Below are 16273 nucleotides of genomic sequence, written 5' to 3' on the forward strand. Positions count from 1 at the left end.
TCCTCGTGGACTAGTGGGTCTCGGGTGACGGATCGGACGGGAAGATGCGGTAGTCGGCGCGCGAGAGGAGCTCGCCCCGTGCGCACTCCCAGCCGCTGCCGAAGTCCTCGAAGGACAGGCGGTCGGCGCCGGACTCGTAGTCGTGGTAGGCCATCACCCCCGATGTCGCGAGGCCGGTGGTGCCGGCGGAGGTGAACCGGGCGTTGCCCGCCTCGTCGGAGCGATACCGGCGGCCGTCGACCTCGACGGAGTCCGGACCCGGTTGCGCGGTGACGTTCGGGAGCTCATGCCAGAGCACGACCTCGAGATCGGGATCGTCCTCCACCGAGATCCACGCACGGCTGCCCAGTCCGGTGTCGAGGAAGTTCTCGGTCCAGGTGTAGCCGTCCTGGGTCAGCCGCAGGGTGCCGCGCACCGCGTAGGTCTGGCCGCGCAGCTCCACCAGGTCGCCGGGCTTGAGTTGACGCGGGTCGCCGTAGACCGAGTCGTCGTCGGCCGACGAGAACGGGTCGCCCGACCGGTACGTGCGGTTGCGCAGGGCCTCCGCCTCGGCTTCCCGTGCCTTCCTCTTGCCCAGGTGATCGAAGATGACGACCACCGCGATGATGGCGAGCAGCGCCACGACGATGATCAGCAGGAACTCCACGGGACCGACGTTATCCGTGTCGGCGGGAGCAGTCAGCCGGGTTCGGCGAGATGAATGACCCGCGAGACGAGTCGCCGCGAGGCGATCGGCCCCTGATGGGTGACGCGGGCGTGTCCGGGGGCCGGGCTCACCGCGTCCCGTCGATCTCCCGCAACCTCGTGATGACCGGAGCGAACTGCTCGCAGACCGGTTCGAGAACCGTGATGTAACTGATCCCGGTGGTCGCGCGGAGCTCGACGAGCCGACCGGCGAGGTCGGGTGCCGGGCCGATGAGGACCGACGGGAGGTCGAGGAACTCCTGCGGACTCATCGTCAGCTCCCACCTGGCGATGTGCTCCTCGGCGACCGCGACCGGGTCGTCGGTGACGGCCACGATCTGCATCAGGAGGTTCCACTCGATGGCGTCGGCACGCTCGCCTGCCGCGTCGCGTGCGAAGGCGACCCGCTCGGCGAACTCGGCGGCGGCCAGCGGGGAGAGCGCGCCGTCGCGGCTCGTCCGGGCGGCCGTGTAGCCGACGACGTCGGCGTGCTCGGCCGCCAGCCGCAACACGCGGTCGCCGTTGCCGCCGAGAAGGAGGGGAATGCGTGCCTGGACGGGTCTCGGCGTGAACTCCGGATCGGACAGCAACGACCTCGCCTTCTGCACGGTGGCGGCCAGGTGGTCGACGCGCCGCCCCGGCGCGAGGTAGTCGATCCCGGCCGATTCGAACTCCTCGCGGGCGTAACCGGTACCGATGCCGATCTCGACGCGGCCGTCGGAGAGCTGGTCGACGGTCGCGGCGTCTCGGGCGAGGAGCGCCGGGTTGGTGAAGGCCGCGTTGAGGACGAAGGTGCCCACGCGAAGGCGTCCGCTCGCCTGCGCGGCGACGGCCAGCGCAGGCCACGGACTCGGAATCCCCAGATGGTCGGGAACCAGCAGGACGTCGTACCCCAGTTCCCCGGCTCGTCGGACGCGATCCCGCCACGACGTGATGTCGCCGACCGCGAGCATGTTGACCCCGAACCGGAATGCCCTGGAGGCGAGAGACATGCCTTCCAAAGTAGCGCCGGTCACAGACGTGGGTCACTGTCCGAGGGGCCTCCGCGGACCCTCCGGGAGGCCGACGCGCCCTTGCACTCTCCAGGGGCGAGTGCTAAAACGGACGTTGGCACTCGCGAGCTGTGAGTGCTAGGTCGGGACGGTGAGATCGGTTCCTGATGACACACCGGTCGTCCGTCGCGGGCACCGAGTCCGGCCATACGAACCTAGTGTCACCCCCCTTCGGAGGATCACTTACCCATGGCCAAGCAAATCGCGTTCGACGAAGAGGCCCGCCGCGGTCTCGAGCGGGGCCTCAACAGCCTCGCCGACGCTGTCAAGGTGACGTTGGGGCCCAAGGGTCGCAACGTCGTTCTGGAGAAGAAGTGGGGCGCCCCCACGATCACCAACGATGGTGTGTCCATCGCCAAGGAGATCGAGCTGGAGGATCCCTACGAGAAGATCGGCGCCGAGCTGGTCAAGGAAGTCGCCAAGAAGACCGACGACGTCGCAGGCGACGGCACCACCACCGCCACCGTCCTGGCTCAGGCTCTCGTCCGTGAAGGTCTGCGCAACGTCGCTGCCGGCGCCAACCCGCTGGGTCTGAAGCGCGGCATCGAGAAGGCCGTCGAGGCCGTCACCGAGTCCCTCCTGAAGAGCGCCAAGGAGGTCGAGACCAAGGAGCAGATCGCTGCCACCGCCGGTATCTCGGCCGGCGACTCCTCGATCGGCGAGCTCATCGCCGAGGCGATGGACAAGGTCGGCAAGGAAGGCGTCATCACGGTCGAGGAGTCCAACACCTTCGGCCTGCAGCTCGAGCTCACCGAGGGCATGCGCTTCGACAAGGGCTACATCTCGGGCTACTTCGTGACCGACGCCGAGCGTCAGGAAGCCGTCCTCGACGATCCGTACATCCTGCTCGTCTCGGGCAAGGTCTCGACCATCAAGGACCTGCTGCCGCTGCTGGAGAAGGTCATCCAGGCCGGCAAGCCGCTGCTGATCATCGCCGAGGACGTCGAGGGCGAGGCCCTGTCGACCCTGGTCGTCAACAAGCTCAAGGGCACCTTCAAGTCCGTCGCCGTCAAGGCCCCGGGCTTCGGTGACCGCCGCAAGGCCATGCTGGCCGACATCGCCATCCTCACCGGTGGCGAGGTCATCAGCGAAGAGGTCGGCCTGACCCTCGAGGGCGCCGGACTCGAGCTGCTCGGTACCGCTCGCAAGGTCGTCGTCACCAAGGACGAGACCACCATCGTCGAGGGCGCCGGTGATCCGGACGCTATCGCCGGTCGCGTCGCGCAGATCCGCGCCGAGATCGAGAACAGCGACTCCGACTACGACCGCGAGAAGCTGCAGGAGCGCCTGGCCAAGCTGGCCGGCGGTGTTGCGGTCATCAAGGCGGGCGCGGCCACCGAGGTCGAGCTCAAGGAGCGCAAGCACCGCATCGAGGACGCCGTGCGCAACGCCAAGGCTGCCGTCGAGGAGGGCATCGTCGCCGGTGGCGGCGTCGCCCTGCTGCAGTCGGAGTCGGCCATCGACGCCCTGAACCTCGAGGGTGACGAGGCCACCGGCGCCAACATCGTCCGCGTCGCTCTCTCGGCCCCGGCCAAGCAGATCGCCGTCAACGCCGGCCTCGAGCCCGGCGTCGTCGCCGACAAGGTCAAGAACTCGCCCACCGGCACCGGCCTCAACGCCGCCACCGGTGAGTACGAGGACCTGCTGGCCGCCGGCATCAACGACCCGGTGAAGGTCACCCGCTCGGCGCTGCAGAACGCCGCGTCGATCGCGGCCCTGTTCCTCACCACCGAGGCCGTCGTCGCCGACAAGCCCGAGAAGAACGCCGGCCCGGCCCTGCCGGGTGGCGACGAGATGGGCGGCATGGGCTTCTGAGCCCGACCCCTCCTCTCGGAGCCTCGAGGCTCTGACTTTCTCAGCGGACCGGCCCACTCCTTCGGGAGTGGGCCGGTTTCGTCGTTCTGCATGCTGTCCGCCGGTATGGCACCGCCGTCCGGAACGCGGCCGCGGGGGACGCGGTTGAATGAGGTCATGCCTTCTCCCATCACGGTCGACGTGTGGTCCGACATCGCCTGCCCCTGGTGCTACATCGGCAAGCGCCGCTTCGAGGCCGCGCTCGAGCGGTTCGACGGCCGCGACGACGTGCAGGCGACCTACCGCAGCTTCGAACTCGCCCCGGACACCCCGGTCGATTTCTCCGGTTCCGAGATCGACTTCCTGGTGCGCCACAAGGGGCTTGCGCCGGACCGGGTGGAGGCCATGCTCGAGCAGGTCCGCGGCATCGCCGCCGAGGTCGGACTCGACTACGACTTCGGGAGCCTGCAGCACACCAAGACCCTCAAGGCGCATGAGGCGCTGCACCATGCCAAGGCCCGAGGCAGGCAGCTCGAACTGGCCGAGCGGCTGTTCCGGGCGTACTTCGAGGAAGGGCGGCACGTGGGTCGTCCGGCCGAGCTGGCCGACCTCGCCGCCGAGGTCGGGCTGGATCGGGCCGAGACCCTCGAGGCGCTCGAATCCGGCACGTACGCCGATGCCGTGGCCGCCGACATCGCGCAGGCCCGTGAGTACGGGATCAGCGGAGTCCCGTTCTACGTCTTCGACGGCAGGTACGGCGTGTCGGGCGCGCAGGAGCCGGAGACCTTCCTGGAGGTGCTCGAAAAGGTCCGCGGCTGACCCCGCCGGCCGACAGGGGTGGGCCGGCGCGTCTCGGGGTAACCGCACGGCATGCAGACCTTCCTGCCGTATCCGGACTTCGCCCGTTCCGCGGCGGTCCTCGATCCCGCGCGTCTCGGCAAGCAGCGCGTGGAGACCCTGCAGATCCTGCGCGCGCTGGAGCTGTTCGACTACGGATGGTCCAACCACCCCGCGGTCGGCATGTGGCGTGGACACACGCCCGCGCTCGTCTCCTACGGACTCGCGTGCGTCGGGGAGTGGACACGGGAGGGCCGGGCCGACGCGACCGGGCCTCTCATCGCGGAGTTCGCGCCACAGGTCGTCGGGCGTGGCCAGTCGGAGTTGGCGTCCGCCGGCCTGATGCCGCCGTGGCTCGGCGACGAGAGACTCCATCTCAGCCACCGCTCCGCCCTGCTCCGCAAGGACCCGGACTTCTACCGGGCGGTGTTCGACACGACGGCCACCCCCGACGACCTGCCGTACCACTGGCCGGAGTCTCCTGCGCCGCGGCCGGTTCTGCTCGACGACACCGACCTCTGGGTCATTCGTGCGACCTCGGCGGAGCAGCACGACGAGTTCCACCGCCGCCGGATCGTCGGCGTCGGGACCGAGTCGGGGATCGACGTGGATGCGGCCGCCGGCGATGTCGACGGCCTGCGCGAGCTGCTTCGCGAGCGCGCTCGGGGGAGGCGGCCGGGCAAGGACCTGCGGGTGCTCTTCCCGGTGGTCGCCGGGTCCCGGTGAGCGGCGGGTGAGGTGTGTGGCCGACCGGGCCATCTGCGACGATGGTCGCGTGATCGTGAGTCCCGGCGGGCCTAGTCCCATCGCGAGCCTGCCCAACATGCGCGACCTCGGAGGCTGGCCGACGGCCGACGGCCGGCTCGTCCGGTCCGGGCAGCTGTTCCGGTCGACGGATTTCTCGTCGCTGGCGGCCGATGACGTCCCCACCCTCGAAAGGCTCGGCCTGCGCACCCTCTACGACCTGCGGTCGGCGCACGAGCGCGAGGCGATCCCCGATCCCGAGCTGCCCGGCGCCACGCACATCGGCCTCGACGTCCTCGCCGACGCGCAGATGTCGATCCCGGCGAACATCGGCGCGGTGCTCTCCGACCCGAAGACGGTCGCCCTGGCCGGTGAGGCGCTCTCCGGCGGCAAGGCGCGCGAGCTCATCGCAGGCACCTACCGCGAGATGATCACCCTGCCCAGCAGCGTCGCCGCCTACTCCGCGCTCTTCCGGGGCCTCCTCGGCGACGAGCCCACGCCGGCGCTGTTCCACTGCACCACCGGCAAGGACCGCACGGGCTGGGCTGCCGCATCGTTCCTCACCCTGGTCGGGGTGGACGAGGAGGACGTCTACCGCGACTACCTGCTCACCAACGAACGACTGATCCCGGCGCTGAAGCCGATCTTCGACGGGTTCGCCGCCGCGGGAGGCGACCCCGAACTGCTCGTGCCGGTGCTCGGCGTGGACCGGGTGTATCTCGACGCCGCGTTCGACGAGATGCGGTCGCAGTTCGACGGGATCGAGCACTACTTCGAGGCCGCGCTCGGGATCGGTCCGCTCGACCAGGAGAAACTGAGGGAGCGCTTCCTCGCCGAACCGTGAGGTGTCGAACCGTGAGGTCCGCCGTCCCGCGTCGCCGATCCCCGCGACGCGGCCCTGGGCGTGGCCGGATATGTATAGTCGCATAGAACACGTGGTCGAGACGTGAAGGGGGACGCATGGCTCCGCATGGCGCCGAGTCCGTCATCTCCGGATCGGGCGAACGGGGTCCGCGCGAGCGGATGATCGTGCATGCGGCGGACCTGATCGGCCGCGACGGCGTCGCCGCGACGTCGATCGGCGACGTGATCGCCGCGAGTTCCGCCCCGCGCGGGTCGATCTATCACCACTTCCCGGGCGGGAAGACCCAGCTCATGACCGAGGCCGTCCGCTACGCGGGCGACTTCATCTCCGAACGCCTGTCCCGCCGGGCCACGCTGACCCCGGCCGAGACGGTGCGCGAGATCGGCGGCGTCTGGCGGAAGATGCTGGTGAACACCGACTATCAGTTCGGCTGCCCCGTGATGGCCGGCGGACTCGCGCGGCGGGAGGAACCCGAGGTGGCCGACGCCGCCGCGGAGATCCTCCGCCGCTGGACCGATCTCGTGACGGCACGGCTCGTGGTCGACGGCGTCGACAGCGAGCGGGCCGATTCCCTGGCCAACCTCGTGATCGCCGCGATCGAGGGCGCGGTCGCGATCTGTCAGACGCAGCGCAGCGTCGAACCCCTCGACCGGGTCATCGACGAGCTCGCGACACTCTGCGACGCCGCTGTCGCGCGGCGGTAGCCGTGCGCTGATCGGCACTGTCGCGCGGCGGTAGCCGTGCGCTGATCGGCACTGTCGCGCGGCGGTGGCCGCTCCTCCTGCACCGGAAGCATTGGACACCGGACGCCCGCGTCGTTAGGTTCACGGTGGCGGTGCGGGCCGCATGACGCGCCGAGGAGAACCGAAGCCGAGATCCCGGGGAGGGGTGAGACGGATGACGCCGGTATTCCGGCAGGTGCTGGGCTCCGACTTCGACCGCCTCCACCCGAATGTCGCCTGGCGTTACGGCATCGACTCCACCTCCGGGGTCGCCCAGGTCTGTCAGGGCATCTACGAGTCGGTCTACGTCTCGTCGGCGCTCCCGCCGCCGGCGCTGTGGCACTACGCCAAGCGCAACGCCCTGCCCTCGAAGTCGAGTCGGATGGTGCCCTTCACGCAGGGCTACTACTGCTATTCCGACGAGCTGGGGCGGGAGTCGCTGGCCGTGCTGCGGACGTTCCAGTACACGTCCGGCCCGCGCAAGCTCAACTCCCTGCTCGTGGCGGGACGGACCGGTCTCGTCGACTACTTCGGCGACGGCCCGGAGTTCCTCTATCCGATCGAGCCGTCGGTGACCCCGACCGGCGAGCTGCTCCTGGAGAGCGGTCCGATGCGTTGGCTCGGCAAGGGGCCCCAGATCGGGATGAAGGGGCTGTTCACCGCCCAGATGAAGTACATCGAGGGCTGGGACGAGCGGCGGGAGCGCTTCCGGTGCGACATGACCGTCCGCAATCCGGTGATCGGCGAGATCATGCACTTCCGCGGCTGGTTCACCGCCGTCGACCAGGCGTGCACCCTGCAGGACGTGCCCGACGAGGCGTGGCCGGTGAATCTCGTCGAGCGGGAGAGCTGAGCGGCGGGCGCGGTTTCCTTGCGTGGCAAGGGGGTTTCTGCCGGGAGCCAGGGCATTCGGGAGAAGCCGACGGTTGGTTGTGTGCCCGGGGCGGCCGGACGGTAGGTTCACCCCATGGCTGCTGTCACTGCGAACACCGAATTCGACATCGCTGCTCCTGCCTCCGTGGTCATGGAGGTGCTCATGGACATCGAGTCCCTGCCGGACTGGTCCGGTCCCCACAAGGAGGCCGAGATCCTCGACGAGTACGAGGACGGCACCCCGAAGACAGTGCGGATGATCGTCACCGCGGCCGGGATCTCCGACGAGCAGAAGTGCGAGTACGAGTGGACCGAGACCACGTGTGAATGGCATCTGCTGCACTCCAATCAGCTCAGCCGGCAGCACGGCAAGTACGTCGTGACCGAGACCGACAAGGGCGCACACGTCCAGTTCGAGCTCACCGTCGACCTGAAGATCAAGCTGCCCGGTCTCATCGTCAAGCGCGCGCAGAAGGTCGCCGTCGACACCGCGCGCAAGGGCCTCACCGCAGAGGCGGAGAAGCGCGCCGCGGGCTGACCACTGCGCGGTGCCCGGGTGCGATGTCATCCGGTGGTAGGGGTTCGTCTCGATCCCGCCGGTGACCGCCTGTTCCGGCGGGTACGCTGGGATCGTCATCTGCCCGGGCATCGCACAATGGAGGCCAATTCACTTGAAAATCAATAAATTTGCGGTGCGTGCACTGGCTCTTCTCGCCGGTGCGATCGGATGTGTCGCTTTTGCCGGATTCTCCGGTGAGGGTGCGGCGTCGGCGGCCGTGCAGTGCTCGGTGTCCGGCGGTCATCAGGTCGAGCGGATCGTGGGCGCGAGCGGCTGCGGCGCCAAGGCCGGGCCGGGCAGCCGCGCCACCGCCGAGGACCTGAGCAACGGCGGCACCGCGATCGCGGTCTCCGACAACGGCGGTACCGCGCACTCGTACAACCTGCAGCCCGGATCCTCGGCGCTCGCGGGCGCGAACAGCCGCGGGACGGCGTACTCGTTCACGACCGGTCCCAAGGCGCTGTCCATCGCCCAGGCACGCCGCGGCGGTACCGCGGTGTCGATCGGCGGCTGGGGCGGTCAGGCCTACGCCGGTCCGGACGGTGCCCAGTGCAGCGGCGGTTTTGCCGCCGCCGTCGACACCACCACCGGAAAGGCCTGCCTGCACTCGGGGTCCATCGACTTCCGGAACTGAGCCGCCACACGAGGGCGGCAGGGACTGCGACCCTCTGATTTGAGACCGACACGCCGGACGCGCCGGGGCCGTCGACCGGAGCGTCCGGTTTCGGACATCTGCCGTTCTATCGTGGTCGCGTGACCGATCTCCACGAAGTAGACCCGCAAATCGGCCCGGACTTCAGCCTGCTGAACGGACGCGAGGCGTTGCAGAAGCTCGTCGACCTCCGCGACACGACGCAGTTCGTCGTGAACGACGACGATGACGACGACCCGGTTCTGCTCACGCTGCCGCAGCGGAACGTGGTCGACACGTGGCGCGAGGACTACCCGTACGACGAGCGGATGAGCCGCCGCGAGTACGAGGTGACCAAGCGCCGCCTGCAGATCGAACTCCTCAAGCTGCAGAAGTGGTCGAAGAAGACCGGCCAGCGCCATCTGCTGGTGTTCGAGGGACGAGACGCGGCCGGCAAGGGCGGCACCATCAAGCGGTTCAACGAGCACCTCAATCCGCGCGGTGCGCGCGTCGTCGCGCTGGAGAAGCCGAGTGAGCGCGAGGCCACCGAGTGGTACTACCAGCGCTACGTGCAGCACCTCCCGGCCGGCGGCGAGATGGTCTTCTTCGACCGCTCCTGGTACAACCGGGCGGGCGTCGAGCGGGTGATGGGATTCTGCACCGAGGAGCAGTACCGACTGTTCCTGGAGCAGACGCCGGCGTTCGAGAAGACGCTCGTCGACGACGGCATCAGCCTCGTCAAGTTCTGGTTCTCCGTCACCCCGCTCGAACAGCGGACCCGCTTCGCGATCCGGCAGATCGACCCCGTGCGTCAGTGGAAGCTCTCGCCGATGGACCTTGCGTCGCTGGACAAGTGGGACGCCTACACCGAGGCGAAGGAGGCGATGTTCGCGGCCACCGACACCGATCACGCCCCGTGGACGGTGGTGAAGTCCAACGACAAGAAGCGCGCCCGGCTCAACGCGATGCGGCACGTGCTGAGCCTGTTCGAGTACGAGGGCAAGAACCACGAGTTCGTGGGCACTCCCGATCCGCTCATCGTCGGGCGTGCCCGGGACATCATCGGGGAGTAGGAGGGGACCGCTCGGGGCGTCGGTAGCCTCGTGGCTGTGCGTAGCTTTCTCAGTGCCCTGCTGACCCTCGTCGCGATGGCGGCTGCGGTGCTCGCGGTGCCGTCCCTCTGGCTGGATCTGCGCATCGTGGACCAGCAGGGATTCGTGTCGATGGTCGCACCGATGGCCGAGAACCCCGAGGTGCAGGAGTATCTGGCCGACGAGATCGCCGCGCAGGCCACCGCCCGCACCGACATCCCGATCGCGGCGCCGCTCGTGCGTCCGCTGGCGGAGAAGTACACCGAGAGCGAGCAGTTCCGTCTCGACTTCGCCGACGTGGCCGGCCAGCAGCACGCCTTCCTGTTCACCGAACCCGCCCCCGGTACCGACCCTTCGGTCATGCAGCTCGATATCAGCGGGATGATCAACCGGGCTCTCGGTCTCGCCGGCACGCCGAATGCGATCACCGAACCGGTCGTCGTCGACCTGACCACCGGCGCTTCGGGTCTCGAGGCCGGGAGCTATGCCCGGGCGGGCGAGCAGATCAGCCTGCTGGCCCGTGTGTCGGCGGCGGTCGCGGTGATCGCGGGCCTCGCGGCACTGGTGTTTGCGCGCCGGCAAAGCACCGTGTTCGCCTGGCTCGGTCTCGGCGTCGTCATCGCCGGCGCGTCGACGTGGCTGATCGGCCTGTTCTTCGCCGACCGCGCCAAGCAGGAGGTGGCCGATGCCGAATCGTCGGGCCGCAAGGTCGCCGGTCTGATCATCGACGGAATGTACGACGACCTCACCCGGGTCGCGGTGGTCGTCGGCGGTGCCGGTGTGGCGATGTTCGTCGTCGGCGTGCTCGCCCGGTTGCTCACCGCGGGACGCCGGTAGGCGTCGGATCGGTCAGTGGCCGGCGAAGGCCTCCGCGAGCCACCAGGATCCGCCGTCGTCGGTGATCTTGGCGTCGATGACCAGCGGACCCCGCGTGGCCCGTGGCGAATCGACCCAGCGCTGCACCTCGTCGAGGTCGTCGAGGCCGGCGACCGTGACGCCGGTAGCGCCGTGACCGCGGGCGATGGCCGCGATGTCGACGTCGGGGAAGGTCACCGTGGACATGTCGGCGTCGCCGAAGTGGTGCACCTCGGCGCCGTAGGCGGAGTCGTTGTAGACGATGACGGCGAGTGGGAGGCCCAGGCGCACCGCCGTTTCGAGTTCGGCGATGGCCATGAGGAAGCCGCCGTCGCCGGTGCCGAGAACGGGGAGCCGGTCCGGCCGCGCGATCGCGGCGCCGATCGCGGTGCCCAGGCCGAGCCCGATCGACTGGAACGCCTGGGTGAAGCAGAAGCCGAACTCGTCGGGAACCGAGAGGTGCGTCGACGGGTAGCCCATGAAGTTGCCCGAATCGATGGACAGGATGCGGTCGGCGGGCAGGATCTCGTCCAGCGCGATGGTCAGGGCGCGCGGATCGACGCGACCGTCGGCGGGTTCGGCGGTGACCGGCACGTCCTGCCAGCGCGCCGACTCTGCGATCCGGCGGGCGACCTCCGGCGTGCGATACCCCTCGTGGGCGCGGGGCTCGCGTTCGAGAGCGGCGAGCACCTCGCGGGCGGTCGCCGCGCAGTCGCCGACCACGCCCACGTCGACGGGGCGATGGGCGCCGATGGCCTCGACCTCGACGTCGACCTGCGCCACGACGGCGTCCTCGCCGATGAGGCGACCGTGCCGCATCGTCCACATGTTCAGCGCGCAACCCCAGCCGACGACGAGGTCGGCCGCGGAGATGAGTTCGGCGACCGTGGGTGAGGAGAAGCCACCCGAAATGCCCAGGGAGAACGGATCTCCGGCGAACAGGCCGTTGGCGACGGCCGACGTGGCCGGCAGTGCCCCGCTCGCCTCGGCCAGTGCCGCGATCTGCGGCCCGGCCTCGCGGGCGCCGCGACCGGCGACGAAGACGGGGCGTCGCGCCGACCGGATAGCCGCGGCGAGCGATTCGACGGCCGCGGCGTCGGGGCGGGGACGGGGCTGGGCGAAGGTCGCGGTGACGGGCCCGACCACCTCGGCGGGCATCGCGGCGACGTCGATGGCGACGTTGAGGACGACGGTGCGGCGCTGCGTGACCGCGGTGCGGTAGGCCCGCGTCACGTCGGCGACGACGGTGGCGGGCCCGTAGACGCGGTCGGCGACCGCGCCGACGCTGCGCGCGAGCGCCTCCTGGTCGATCCGGAAGTTCGACTGCAGCGCGGCCGCCGGGGCGTCGGCGGTCAGCACGATCATCGGGGTGCGACTCTTGGCCGCCTCGCCGATCCCGGTGACCGCGTTGGTGAGACCGCATCCCTGATGCACGGTGAGGAGGCCGACGCGCCCCGACATCCGGGAGTACGCGTCGGCCATCGACGCCGCGCCGCCCTCGTGCCGTGCCGCCGTGAAGGCGACGCCACCGGCGCGCAGGGCGTTGGTCATCACGAAGTTGCCGCTGCCGACGACGCCGAAGGCGTGACCCACACCGAGGTCGGCGAGGACCCGGCCGACGACGTCGGCGACGGTGGGCCCGTAGACGTTCGAGCTCACGGCGCTCAGCGTTCGACGACGGCCAGCACCCGTGACGGGCTGCCGGTGCCGCCGACGATCGGCAGCGGGCTGACCACGATCGCGGCGCCCGTCGCGGGCAGACGGCCGAGGTTCTTCAGAGACGTCAGGCCGTACTTGTCGTTGCCGAGGAAGAAGTAGTGCACCGGGAAGGCGGGATCGAATCCGCCGGCCAGGCCGGCGTCGACGCCGACCGTCTCCACGCCGAGTCCGGTGATGTCGCGCTTCGTGGCCAGCCATTCCGCGCACTCGACGGAGACGCCGGGCGTGTGCGACCCGGTCTCGTCGGCGTTGAGGAACTCGGCCTCCGATCCGCCGCGCGACTCCCAGCCGGTGCGCAGCAGCAGCCAGGTGCCGGCACCCAGCTCGCCGTGTTCGGACTCCCACTCCTCGACGTCGGCGACGGTGAGCAGGTAGTCGGGGTTGTCGGCGACCTTGGCGGTCAGATCCAGCACCGCGGCCTTGCCGATGAGCCGCTCGACCGGGATCTGCGACACGTCGTCGCCGTCGCGGCCGCTGATCCAGTGGATCGGGGCGTCGAGGTGGGTGCCGATGTGCTCACCGGTGTGGATGTTGTTGTGCCGCCAGAACGGTCCGGGTTCGTTGTAGGCGCTGACCTCTTCGAGGCTGAAGTCGATCAGGTTCGCGAAGGGGGCGGGCAGCCGCAGGGCGGGGGTCTCGGCCGAGAGCGGGGTGGTGAGGTCTATGACCTCGAGGGAGCCGTCGGCGATCCCGGCGAGGAAACCGGACAGTGCGGAGGCGGTCATGGTGAGGGTTCCTTTCGCGTTCGTCCCGGTCGCGGGCGTGAGGTGATGATCTCACGACACCGGCCCCCGACTGCGGCGCAGGTGGGGGCCGGTGTCGCAGGCTCCTACTTCCGCCCGGCCCGCCAGTTCATGCCCCAGCCGTAGGCCTGGTCGACCTTGTCCTGGGCGCCGCGGATGTAGCGGACCTCGCGGTTGACGACGAGTTCGCCGCCGCGGTTCTCCAGCAGCGCGATGGCGCACGAGATGGCCGACTGGTCGGCCTCGTCGAGGCGCACCTCGATCTGCGGTCCGCTCGCCGGATACAGGGTGACGACACCGTTGGCGCTCGCCCAGTTCGGAGTGCCCTCGTAGATGTAGGCGAAGATCAGGATGCGACGGATCCGGTCGGTGGCCGAGAGGTCGATGTACATGTTCTCGCCGCCGGACCCCGAGCGGTCGTCGCCGTCGAGGTAGATGATCGGGGTGCCCTGCACCGGGGCCCGGAACGAATTGCCCAGCGCCTGCACGATGCCCTTGCTGCCGTCGGTGAACTCCCACAGGCAGGCGAGGTCGAGGTCGATGCCGCGGGCCTTGCGGAACAGGCCGCCGCCCTTGGAATTCGACGTCCAGTTCAGGTTGACCCGGATCTGTCCGGTGGCCGAGCCCTGCTTGGTCAGGGACACGCTCGGCGCCGACTTGGTCAGCGTGATCTTGGACAGCGACACCGGCTGTGCCGGCGGTTGCTGGCCGGGGGTCGGCGTCGTCGCGGGAGGCTGCGGCGGCGGTTGGTTCTTCGGACGTTTGGTGTAGTCGATGCCCATCGTTTCCTCGTTCTCGTCGTGCGGGTCGTCGGTTGTCGGCCGGCCTCCGGCCGCGGGCGCTGCGCGTCTACTCGCCCGGAGTCAGTGTGCGCCAGAGGAACTCGAACGCGAGTGCCGACTTGAACGCCGCCTGCCTGTTGTCCGCGGCACCGCCGTGACCGCCCTCGATGTTCTCGTAGTACATCACCTCGTGACCAGTTTCCTCCAGGCGTGCAACGAATTTGCGGGCGTGACCGGGATGCACGCGGTCGTCGCGGGTGGACGTGGTGACCAGGATCGGCGGGTACGTCCTCTCGGCGTCGATGTTCTGGTAGGGGGAGAACGGCTTCATGAACTCCCACTCCTCCGGGTCGTCGGGGTCGCCGTACTCGGCCATCCACGATGCGCCGGCGAGCAGCAGGTGGTAGCGCTTCATGTCGATGAGCGGAACCTGGCAGACCAGGGCGCCGAACAACTCCGGGTACCGGGTGAGCATCACGCCCATGAGCAGGCCGCCGTTGGACCCACCCTGTGCGCCGAGCTGTTCCGGCGTGGTGAGTCCCTGTTCGACGAGTGCCCGCGCGACCGCGGCGAAGTCCTCGTACACCTTGTGGCGGCCCGCCTTCTGCGCCTGCGTGTGCCACGACGGACCGTACTCGCCACCACCCCGGATGTTGGCGATCACGTAGATGCCGCCGCGCTCGATCCAGTTGACGCCGGAGACCGACAGGTAGCTCGGCGTCAGCGAGTTCTCGAAGCCCCCGTAGCCGTACAGCAGGGTGGGGCCGCTGGTCACGTCGCGCCGCCGGATCACGAAGTAGGGGACCTTCGTGCCGTCGTCGGAGGTCGCGAAGAACTGTTCGGCGATCAGCGATTCGGGGTCGAAGAACGCCGGGCTCTGCTTGATGACGCGGGGAGCGCGGCCGCTGTCGCCGTGCAGCAGACTGGGCGGATCGGTGAACGACGAGGCCATCCAGAAGACCTCGTCGCTCTCGTCCGGATCGGTGTCGAGGACCGACACGGTCGCCAGTTCGGGCAGGCCCGGCTGCTCGACGACCTCCCAGCTGCCGAGTTCGCGCACCTGCACCCGGGTGTGGACGTCGTGCAGGGTCGTGATGATGAGATGCGAACGGGTGAAGGCGTAGTCGACGATGCTCGTGTGGGCATCGGGGGTGAAGAGCACCGTCGCGTCGCGCTCGCCGGCGCGGTAGGCGTCGTAGTCGAACACCAGGAGCGTGCCCGGGGCGTAGGTGGTTCCCTCGAGCTCCCATTCGGACCTCGTCATCACCGTCAGCCAGGACATCCGCACCCCGGCGTGGGAATCCGTGGGCACGTCGACGAGTTCGGGCTCGCCGTTGCGCAGTTCGTAGAGCAGCGAGTTGAAGAAGTCGGTCGACCTGCTGACGAAATCGCGCTCGTATCCCGGGGTGTCGTCGTGCTGGGCGTGCACGGCGACGTCGCCCTTCTCGCCGGCGAAGACGGTCACCGCGTCCTCGAGCGGGGTGCCGCGCGACCAGCGCTTGACCACCCGCGGGTATCCGGAGTCGGTCAGCGAGCCGAACCCGTCCGGCTGCTCGCCGAAGTCCGTCCCGACGAAGACCGTGTCGCGGTCGATCCAGCCGACGCTCGACTTGTTCTCGGGCAGGACGAAACCGTCGGTGACCCACTGCCTGGACGGGATGTCGAACTCGCGGACGACGCTTGCGTCGGCACCGCCGCGGGACAGTGAGATCAGCGCGCGGTCGTAACCAGGACGCAGCACGGTCGCCCCGGCCCACACCCAGTTCTCGTCCTCGGCGCGCGCGAGGTCGTCGACGTCGATGAGGATCTCCCACTCGGGTGAGTCCGTCGTGTAGGACTCCAGGGTGGTGCGCCGCCACAGTCCGCGCGGGTTGTTCGCGTCCCGCCAGAAGTTGTAGAGGAACTCACCGCGGCGCCGCACGAACGGGATGCGGTCGTCGGTGTCGAGGATCGCCAGCGTCGACGACTCCATCTCCCGGAAGCGGTCCGAGGACGTGAGCGCCTCGACCGTCGGCTCGTTGTGGGAACGGACCCAGGACAGTGCCTCGTCGCCGGTGACGTCCTCGAGCCAGATGTAGGGATCGTCGGTGCCAGGGGTCGGATCGGCATGCTCGGTCATGGCTCCAACTTACGCGGGCGGATCCGGCGGAGGGGGCCGAGGAGACCGGGCCTCGCCGCCGGGTGGCGGTCGACGTGCCCCGATCGGCCCGTGTCACGGTGCTGAACTGCGTGAACCCCGGTCGGACAGTGTGTTCGGGCGGTATCGTCGCGGCAGCGACGACAGGAGAACCATGTCCACCTCCGCCCCGGCACGGCGAGAAC

16 protein-coding genes are annotated in these 16273 nt (G+C 69.3%); 10 read left to right on the plus strand and 6 right to left on the minus strand.

Annotated elements, in window-relative coordinates; genetic code table 11:
- Positions 1–10: 10 nt before the first annotated feature.
- Positions 11–646 carry a DUF4178 domain-containing protein gene (locus E1P53_RS15035; protein WP_131734782.1) on the minus strand — a complete coding sequence of 212 codons (636 nt, stop codon included), beginning with the start codon at positions 644–646 and terminating at the stop codon, positions 11–13.
- 127 nt (positions 647–773) lie between these two features.
- On the minus strand, positions 774–1676 hold the full coding sequence (locus tag E1P53_RS15040) for a TIGR03621 family F420-dependent LLM class oxidoreductase (RefSeq protein ID WP_131734783.1): 903 nt from the start codon (positions 1674–1676) through the stop codon (positions 774–776).
- A gap of 249 nt (positions 1677–1925) precedes the next feature.
- Between E1P53_RS15040 and groL the strand changes: the two genes are divergently transcribed.
- The 10 genes from groL (at position 1926) to E1P53_RS15090 (ending at position 10689) form a co-directional block, all read left to right on the plus strand.
- Positions 1926–3551, plus strand: coding sequence for a chaperonin GroEL (groL, locus tag E1P53_RS15045; protein ID WP_109239602.1), 1626 nt, complete (start codon positions 1926–1928; stop codon positions 3549–3551).
- Between the two features lie 156 nt (positions 3552–3707).
- Positions 3708–4349 (plus strand): DsbA family oxidoreductase, encoded by a 642-nt coding sequence (locus tag E1P53_RS15050; RefSeq protein WP_131734784.1) that lies wholly within the window; start codon positions 3708–3710, stop codon positions 4347–4349.
- A 51-nt stretch (positions 4350–4400) separates the two neighbouring features.
- A complete protein-coding gene (locus E1P53_RS21000; protein WP_181954854.1) occupies positions 4401–5093 on the plus strand; it encodes an MSMEG_6728 family protein in 693 nt (230 codons plus the stop codon).
- Between the two features lie 49 nt (positions 5094–5142).
- A complete protein-coding gene (locus tag E1P53_RS15060; RefSeq protein ID WP_131734785.1) occupies positions 5143–5955 on the plus strand; it encodes a tyrosine-protein phosphatase in 813 nt (270 codons plus the stop codon).
- A 116-nt stretch (positions 5956–6071) separates the two neighbouring features.
- On the plus strand, positions 6072–6680 hold the full coding sequence (locus E1P53_RS15065) for a TetR/AcrR family transcriptional regulator (protein ID WP_109239599.1): 609 nt from the start codon (positions 6072–6074) through the stop codon (positions 6678–6680).
- Positions 6681–6873: 193 nt separating this feature from the next.
- Positions 6874–7551 (plus strand): DUF4166 domain-containing protein, encoded by a 678-nt coding sequence (locus E1P53_RS15070; protein ID WP_131734786.1) that lies wholly within the window; start codon positions 6874–6876, stop codon positions 7549–7551.
- 114 nt (positions 7552–7665) lie between these two features.
- Complete coding sequence (locus tag E1P53_RS15075; RefSeq protein WP_006899933.1) at positions 7666–8109, plus strand: SRPBCC family protein; 444 nt, start codon at positions 7666–7668, stop codon at positions 8107–8109.
- Between the two features lie 133 nt (positions 8110–8242).
- Entirely contained in the window at positions 8243–8764 is a 522-nt protein-coding gene (locus tag E1P53_RS15080) for a DUF6764 family protein (RefSeq protein ID WP_040526611.1), read from the plus strand.
- A 119-nt stretch (positions 8765–8883) separates the two neighbouring features.
- Positions 8884–9834, plus strand: a complete 951-nt coding sequence (gene ppk2, locus E1P53_RS15085) for a polyphosphate kinase 2 (protein ID WP_131734787.1) — start codon at positions 8884–8886, stop codon at positions 9832–9834.
- Positions 9835–9870: 36 nt separating this feature from the next.
- Entirely contained in the window at positions 9871–10689 is an 819-nt protein-coding gene (locus tag E1P53_RS15090) for a hypothetical protein (protein WP_131734788.1), read from the plus strand.
- A 12-nt stretch (positions 10690–10701) separates the two neighbouring features.
- Here E1P53_RS15090 and E1P53_RS15095 read toward each other — a convergent pair whose 3' ends face one another.
- From E1P53_RS15095 to E1P53_RS15110, 4 genes are all read right to left on the minus strand, one after another.
- On the minus strand, positions 10702–12366 hold the full coding sequence (locus E1P53_RS15095) for a thiamine pyrophosphate-binding protein (protein WP_131734789.1): 1665 nt from the start codon (positions 12364–12366) through the stop codon (positions 10702–10704).
- A gap of 5 nt (positions 12367–12371) precedes the next feature.
- A complete protein-coding gene (locus E1P53_RS15100) occupies positions 12372–13151 on the minus strand; it encodes a cyclase family protein (protein ID WP_109239595.1) in 780 nt (259 codons plus the stop codon).
- Between the two features lie 104 nt (positions 13152–13255).
- Entirely contained in the window at positions 13256–13951 is a 696-nt protein-coding gene (locus E1P53_RS15105; protein WP_006899927.1) for a TerD family protein, read from the minus strand.
- A 67-nt stretch (positions 13952–14018) separates the two neighbouring features.
- Positions 14019–16070 carry a prolyl oligopeptidase family serine peptidase gene (locus E1P53_RS15110; RefSeq protein ID WP_131734790.1) on the minus strand — a complete coding sequence of 684 codons (2052 nt, stop codon included), beginning with the start codon at positions 16068–16070 and terminating at the stop codon, positions 14019–14021.
- Positions 16071–16273 lie beyond the last annotated feature (203 nt).

This window comes from Gordonia paraffinivorans (assembly GCF_900683595.1).
GTDB lineage: Bacteria > Actinomycetota > Actinomycetes > Mycobacteriales > Mycobacteriaceae > Gordonia > Gordonia paraffinivorans.